Source organism: Mesorhizobium carmichaelinearum (genome assembly GCF_900199455.1).
GTDB lineage: Bacteria > Pseudomonadota > Alphaproteobacteria > Rhizobiales > Rhizobiaceae > Mesorhizobium > Mesorhizobium carmichaelinearum.
The window spans coordinates 1-7157 of sequence record NZ_FZQR01000078.1 but is presented as its reverse complement, the minus strand read 5'-3'; the positions used below and the strand labels follow the sequence as shown (position 1 = coordinate 7157).

The 7157-nt window shown below is 61.0% G+C and carries 2 protein-coding genes, 2 pseudogenes and 1 riboswitch; all 4 genes and pseudogenes read left to right on the top strand.

The window, feature by feature from the left end; translation table 11 throughout:
* Positions 1-123: 123 nt before the first annotated feature.
* Positions 124-393: pseudogene (gene glyA, locus CKW40_RS41585) on the top strand (serine hydroxymethyltransferase); the annotation flags it as partial.
* Positions 394-415: 22 nt separating this feature from the next.
* Positions 416-1590: pseudogene (metK, locus tag CKW40_RS41580) on the top strand (methionine adenosyltransferase); the annotation flags it as partial.
* A 115-nt stretch (positions 1591-1705) separates the two neighbouring features.
* On the top strand, positions 1706-2698 hold the full coding sequence (locus CKW40_RS41575) for an adenosine kinase (protein WP_095205301.1): 993 nt from the start codon (positions 1706-1708) through the stop codon (positions 2696-2698).
* Positions 2699-3229: 531 nt separating this feature from the next.
* Positions 3230-3356: riboswitch (cobalamin riboswitch) on the top strand.
* Between the two features lie 68 nt (positions 3357-3424).
* The gene (locus tag CKW40_RS41570) at positions 3425-4534 is read left to right on the top strand and encodes an IS110 family RNA-guided transposase (RefSeq protein WP_179298315.1); all 1110 of its coding nucleotides are present in this window, start codon (positions 3425-3427) and stop codon (positions 4532-4534) included.
* Positions 4535-7157: the final 2623 nt, after the last annotated feature.

Sequence of the window (7157 nt, the reverse complement as noted above, 5' to 3'; positions counted from 1 at the left end):
AGGTGATATGCTCGTCCATGGCCCGTCTCCTATGCATGAGGCTCGGCGCCGGGATATCCAGCGCAACCCTCGATAACCTGCATACTGTGAGACGGGTCGCCCTACCTCAGGCGAACATGTGGTCTAGCGCAGGCAGGCATCATTACGAACTTCAATATGGTACCGGGCGACCCGCGAGACCCGGCGGTCACGAGCGGAATCCGCTTAGGCACACCAGCAGTGACGTCCATGGGCATGCGTGAGCGGGAAATGGTTCAGATCGCCACTTTCATCGATCCCGTCTGCCGCCAGCCGGCCGACCAAGATGTTCATGCCTTGGTACGAAGAGACGTTGCCGACTTCTGCGCCGCTTTCGATGTCCCTGGCATCTCCGATCGGACCTCACAACTCTAACAGCTGAAGCGAGGGCATTTCTATGACAAGGCAATTCGTATTCACTTCCGAATCCGTCGGCGCGGGGCATCCTGATAAATTGGCTGACAACATATCGGATGCAATCCTCGACGAAGTCCTTCGCAAGGACCCTAACGGGCGCGTCGCATGTGAAACATTGGTCAAGACCTGTGAAGCGTTGGTGAAAACAGGGATGGTCGTTCTGGCTGGGGAGATCACCAGCGATGCGCAGATCGATTACAGCCAAGTTGCCCGCGATACCATTCTTAACATCGGTTACGATCACGACGCCATCGGCTTTGATGGTCGTCGGTGCGCGGTCGTTTTGGCTATCACCGAGCAGTCGCCCGACATTAGCCGGGGCGTTGACAGGGGCCGAGGCCAGGATCTCGACCAGGGCGCGGGCGATCAGGGCCTCATGTTTGGGTTCGCATGCAGCGAGACAGACACGCTCATGCCCCTGCCGATCCAACTTGCCCACCGTTTGACCAAAAGACAAGCAGATGTTCGGGCGGCCGGACAACTTAGCTGGCTGCGTCCAGACGTAAAATCTCAAGTCTCCGTGCGCTATGAAGGTTTGCGCCCTGTGGCTCTGGATACCATAGTCCTGTCGACGCAGCATGACGAGGAGGTCACACAAAAGAAGCAGTGAGAGAAGGCGTCATCGAGGAGATCATTAAGCCGGTCTTGCCGCCCCACTTGGATACGACGGGGATCAGGTTTCTGGTCAATCCAACGGGCCGATTCGTGATTGGAGGGCCGCACGGCGACTGCGGGCTCACCGGACGCAAGATCATCGTTGATTCCTACGGCGGCATGGGGCGCCACGGCGGCGGCGCCTTTTCCGGCAAGGACCCATCCAAGGTTGACCGTTCCGCTGCCTACGCCGCCCGGTACGTTGCGAAGAATATAGTAGCCAGCGGGCTTGCGCAGGTCTGCGAGGTGCAGCTTGCCTACGCGATCGGCGTGGCCTCGCCGGTGTCTATTCACGTCAACACCTTCGGAACCGCGAAGATCGACGAAGAACGCATCGAGCGCCTTATTCCCGAGTTGTTCGATCTTCGACCGAAGGGCATCATCAAAATGCTTGATCTCCTACGTCCGATATACCGCAAGACCGCGACGTACGGGCACTTCGGCCGTGAAGAGCCCGAGTTCACCTGGGAGAGGACGGACAGGGCCAACGAATTGCTGCGTGAGGCAGGACCCACAGCGGCTTGTGGGCCGACGCGGGATCAAGCTCATCGGCATCCATCCCAACCCGCTGACCCGCGCCGGGCCGGCATGCCAGATAGCCAGGGGGTGGATTTCGGTGCCGGAATATGACGTGCTTTGCATCGGCAATGCCATTGTCGACATCATCGCGCAGTGCGACGAGGCCTTTCTCGAGACCAACGGCATCATCAAAGGTGCGATGAATCTCATCGACGCCAGGCGCGCCGAACTGCTCTACAGACGCATGGGTCCGGCGATCGAGGCGTCCGGCGGCAGCGCCGGCAACACGGCGGCCGGCGTCGCCAGCTTCGGCGGCCGTGCCGCTTTCTTCGGCAAGGTTTCCAACGATGCGCTCGGCGAAATCTACGCCCACGACATCCATGCGCAGGGCGTCGCCTTCGACACCAGGCCGCTCAAGGGCCTGCCGCCGACGGCGCGCTCGATGATCTTCGTCACCCCCGACGGCGAGCGCTCGATGAACACCTATCTCGGCGCCTGCGTCGAACTCGGGCCGGAAGACGTCGAGGCCGATAAGGCATCCGGCGCCAAGGTGACCTATTTCGAGGGCTATCTGTGGGATCCGCCACGCGCCAAGGAGGCGATCCGGCAGACAGCGAAGCTGGCGCACGCGGCGGGCCGCGAGGTGTCGATGACACTTTCGGATTCGTTCTGCGTCGCCCGCTACCGCGACGAGTTTCTCGACCTGATGCGCTCGGGCACCGTCGACATCGTCTTTGCCAACAGCCACGAGATCAAATCTCTCTACCAGACCTCTTCGTTCGAGAACGCGCTGGCGGCGATACGCAAGGACTGCAAGATCGCCACCGTCACCCGCTCGGAAAAGGGCTCGGTGATCGTGCGCGGCAACGAGACCGTCACGATCAAGGCGACCGCGATCAAGGAACTGGTCGACACGACCGGCGCCGGCGATCTCTATGCCGCCGGCTTCCTCTACGGCTACACGACGGGACGCACCCTCAAGGATTGCGGCGACCTCGGCTCGCTGGCGGCCGGCCTGGTGATCCAGCAGATCGGCCCGCGTCCGCGCCAGGACCTGCGCCGCGAGGCCGAGCAGGCCGGGCTGTTTTAGGCGGACATGTAGAAGACACCTGTCCCCATTCCAAGTCGAGGCTCGAAGTCCTTTTCATTTCGTGAGGGCTTGCCGAGATCTAAGCGCCTTGCTGCGCCGGTCCTCCGGACATTCGGCCACGTTGTCGACCATTCCGACGTAGCGCCGACAGTCCAGCAGCCCCAGACCCCAAGAGCAGGTTTCGGATCGCGGGGCTCTGAAGCAAGAAGGAAACGACCGGTGATCGAACGTTCGTTGCCGACGGCTTCCGCGACAAGAGCTTTACCAGATCAGCCCGCGTAACGAATTGAGCCGATGACCGGCGCCGACGATAGAAAGCCTCCATGCTTCCACCTTCGTAGCGGCTGCTTGTAAAGTGGAGCGATCCATGTGGGACTTACGCGGTCGCTCGAGCTCGCCCGGCAGGTAGCTCGAAACGATCTCCCGGACGAAGCCGACGGTTTCGACGCAGAGGACACGCGGACGGCAGGCGGGACCAGCATAAAGATATAAAGATTTCTTTATGCGCGTTGACAGAGACGCTGACTGATGTGATTGTCTCCACGTCGTGGTTCTCCGTACGGCGCTGCCGGTGCTGAGCTAAGAGGGAAGTCGGTGTGATGCCGGCGCTGCCCCCGCAACTGTAAGACCGTATGTCCGCCTCTGTCGGTGAGGTGGCTCGCCCTACACTGCGTCCGAGGGTTGCTCGGACGGGCCGAGCCGATCCTCATCACAGGAGGACGAGCCGTGGCAGATTATAGAGAAGCATTTGTCGGAATCGATGTCGCGAAGCTGAGGAACGCCATCGCGATTGCCGATTCCGGCCGGGAAGGAGAAGTTCGCTTCTTCGGCGAGGTCGACGCATCGAATACGAGCATGCGCCGAGTTATCCAGCGGATCGCTACCAAGTTCGATCGAGTTCATTTCTGCTACGAGGCTGGCCCGACCGGCTACGGTCTCTATCGGCTGATCGGATCGCTCGGCCATGAATGCATGGTGGTCGCCCCGTCGCTGATCCCCAGGAAGCCTGGCGATCGTGTGAAGACAAACCGGCGGGATGCCCTTGCGTTGGCTCGACTGCTGCGCGCCGGCGAACTGACGGCGGTATGGGTACCCGATGAAGGTCATGAAGCCATGCGGGATCTCGTCCGCTCTCGGGCGGCCGCGGTCGAGACACTTCGCGTCCACCGGCAGCATGTGAGCGCCTTCATGCTCAAGCACGGACGTATCTATCCCCGCAAAAAGGGCTGGACGATGCGCTATCTGCGCTGGTTGCAAGAGCAACCGTTCGATCACCCCGCGCACCAGATCGCGCTCCAGGAAATGGTCGAAGCGGTCCGCATCTCGAAAGAACGGGTCGAGCGGCTGGAGCATGTGATCAAGGAGTTCGTTCCGGCCTGGTCGCTGGCGCCGGTCGTGAGTGCGCTGCAGACATTGCGCGGCGTAGAACTGATCGTCGCCGTAACATTCGCCACCGAAATCGGCGACGTGCAAAGGTTCGAGAGTCCGCGCCAACTCATGGGATATCTCGGCCTCGTTCCTGGAGAACGATCGACCGGCGAGACAGTCAAACGGGGCGGCATCACCAAGGCGGGGAACGGCCGCGTTCGCCACATGCTGGTCGAGAGCGCCTGGACCTACAGACATCCCCCGAGGGTCGGTGCGAAAAAGCTCTACCGTCTGGAACAAGCATCGCCAAAGGTGCGAGAGATTGCCTGGAAGGCGCAGACCCGGCTGACGGCCCGCTATCGAATGTTGAGCGGACGAGGCAAGAAGACAACGGTGGTCTGCACAGCGATCGCCCGGGAGCTGGCCGGCTTCATGTGGGCCGTTGCAAGGGAGGCGCAACCAGCCTGATCGGTCGCCGCCGCGGCGACATACATCTCTCGCACATGGGCGGAGGCGGGACCACGGCAGGGGAACGCCCGTCAGACGCTTTGTGGCCGGCAAATCGACCGACGCCCGCAGTAAGATAGGAACAGCCCCGGACGCACAATCGGGAATGCGGCAGCCAACCCGCGCATCAGAGCTTGATCACCGACGTCCTTCAGTTCCGCCTCCACCCATGTGCGATTATCAGAATGAGCAGCCGTTCCCCGGATCGGACGGTCTCCTGCGCTCCAAACCTTGACAGCGGACATCAGAGCGGCGAGCCAACCCCACTGCAGTCACTGAGGCGATCTGTCTCGGGAAGACGGGGCGGAGGCTACGACCCGCGAGCCAAGAGACCTGCCGGGGGCGAGGTGTCCAGGTGGCCGCAGCAGTTCGGCGTTCGTGCCGGTTAATCGCACCTTGCCTGTCCCCACGCCCCCAACCATCGGGGTATGGCATGACTGTCTCTCAACAAATTCCCGTAGCAACGCTCGGCGTGCCGCGCATCGGCCGCCGCTGAGAACTTAAATTCGCGCTTGAAAGCTACTGGTCCGGTGAATTTTCTGCCGACCTGCCATTCTTGACCGAATCATATCAGGCCGATCATACCCGTCTGGCCGCTGGACCGGGTCGAGATCGCGCCTTCCTGTTCGATGCTCCATGTGCCGATTGACCTGCGGACGGAGTACGTGCTCGACGCGGACATCAACTCGTGCTTGCCTTCGCGACCCAAAAGACACAGGAGCAAATGGGAGGAGGTCCGCCCTGCCCTCATGAACATGGTCGCTGCAGCACGGGCGCTTCGGGAGAAAGTGCAGCCTTCGGACCCAAGCTGTCTCGATAGCGGTCTATCGGCGCCGGACTGACGACCCCTGCCTGCAATAAGCGGCGAAAGCCGTCGCGAAGCTCGGTCCCACACTCCCGTGGCTGGACCGAGGCCGCAAGGTATCGTGATGTCTTCGTGCCAGCAGCCTGGTTGGTCTGATGCGGCATCGCGGCATCCCACAACACCGGGGCCGAAGGCCATGCGGATGGGCTGCTGTCGGAGCTTCCTCCTCAAACTCGACGGGAGTCACATAGCCCAGTGTCGAGTTCCTCCGCCAAGGGTTTGTAGAAGCGCTCGATGTCGTTGAACGCGTCGGCCTGGCCGAATCACCGTCGAGGAAGCCAGACCGCAGAGACCGAACTGGAAGTCGCCGAAAGCATTGAGTTCGATCGCGACTGCCTGTCGCCCTACTTTGTCACCAACGCCGGCAGGCCGAGGTAGAGTGGAAAACGCGCGGCCGTTGGAATAGCGTCGGCCACCTTGGACTGCGGTCGCGCTGCAATTCGCCGCCTTTGGGTTGCCAAGCCCGATTACTGACCGCCAAGGCGGCAAGCCACTCGGCACGATCATCTCACGACACCAAGTTCACCTCGAGCGCCATCCTCGCCTAGCCTCCGCCTGCCAACGGGTGACTTGGAGCCCTTTTGTCACGTTCGACCATGGCGCGCGACTGGAGACCGCAAGCGCGCACGATCGGAAGGTTGCACCGCGGATACGGAGCTTTTAATGATCAGGGGCCTAGTCCCGTTCAGACTGGTGCTTCAAATCGAATCGATGGCCGGCGGCGGGAGAATACGCAGCCGGTCAAAGCCCGAAAGGGAACCAAAGCATAGGAGATCGAGCCAATCCTTACTCAAAGCCACAACAATGATTTCGCGTCATCCGACACTCTAGGGGGACGTATCTCATTCGCCCGCGAGCTCATCAAACTTACAATAGCACAGGCCGCATGCCGACTTGGTGTCGAGACGGCATGCTGGAAGGCGTGGGAATGCGACCGCGCCGCGCCGCAATCCAATCGCCTTGCCACGATGGCGGGCATCCTGGGCGTGAGCCCCTCATGGCTGTTGTCGGGAATAGGTGCCGGTCCATTGGAGCTGGTGCCGAACGACCGCGCCGCGCTGCTGCGAGAGCTGCAAATCGCCTCTTCTGACGCAGTGGCGTCGCAAAAACGTGTGCAAGAAATCGTTGCGTTACTGGGGTCGGTTCCAGTAGGGGCGAAAGGCCACTGCGAGTGCCTATGAAGCCCGGCGGTGGGCATCGTCAGACTTGAAGCAGTGCGGCCAAACAGAGAGCAAGACCCAACTGCTGCAAGGCCTAGGCATGAAGCATCGCGGATGGCTCTTTGGGCGGCGAACGCATAGGGGTCGGGACGCTTCTGGTGTTCCGTACCCGGCCAATTCGCTGTGATTTTTTGTGGAATGAGGACCCTGTTTGAGGGGTGATTTTTGTCCAAACTTTTTGGACGCCGAACACCCCTGAAACGCTGTCGTTGCGCCTTTGAAAGAAGGTTCAATCGACGGCAAAAGCCGCCGATCGATGAGAATAAGGAGGCGCAGTGAAGCAATATGTCGGATTGGACGTGTCGCAGCAAGAGACCAGCGTTAGCCTGTCTTTCAAGGAAAGCGAAGTCCGATCTGGGAGCGCTGGCTGATACCAACGGTCATGTTGATTGACCGACGTGAGCCCATTGGCGCGTCCCGATTGAAGTGATGGTCTTTGGTCGTTTGATGAGCTCGCGCCAGGCGTGGCACGCGGCGTCGATGATGGCGTCGTAGCCTT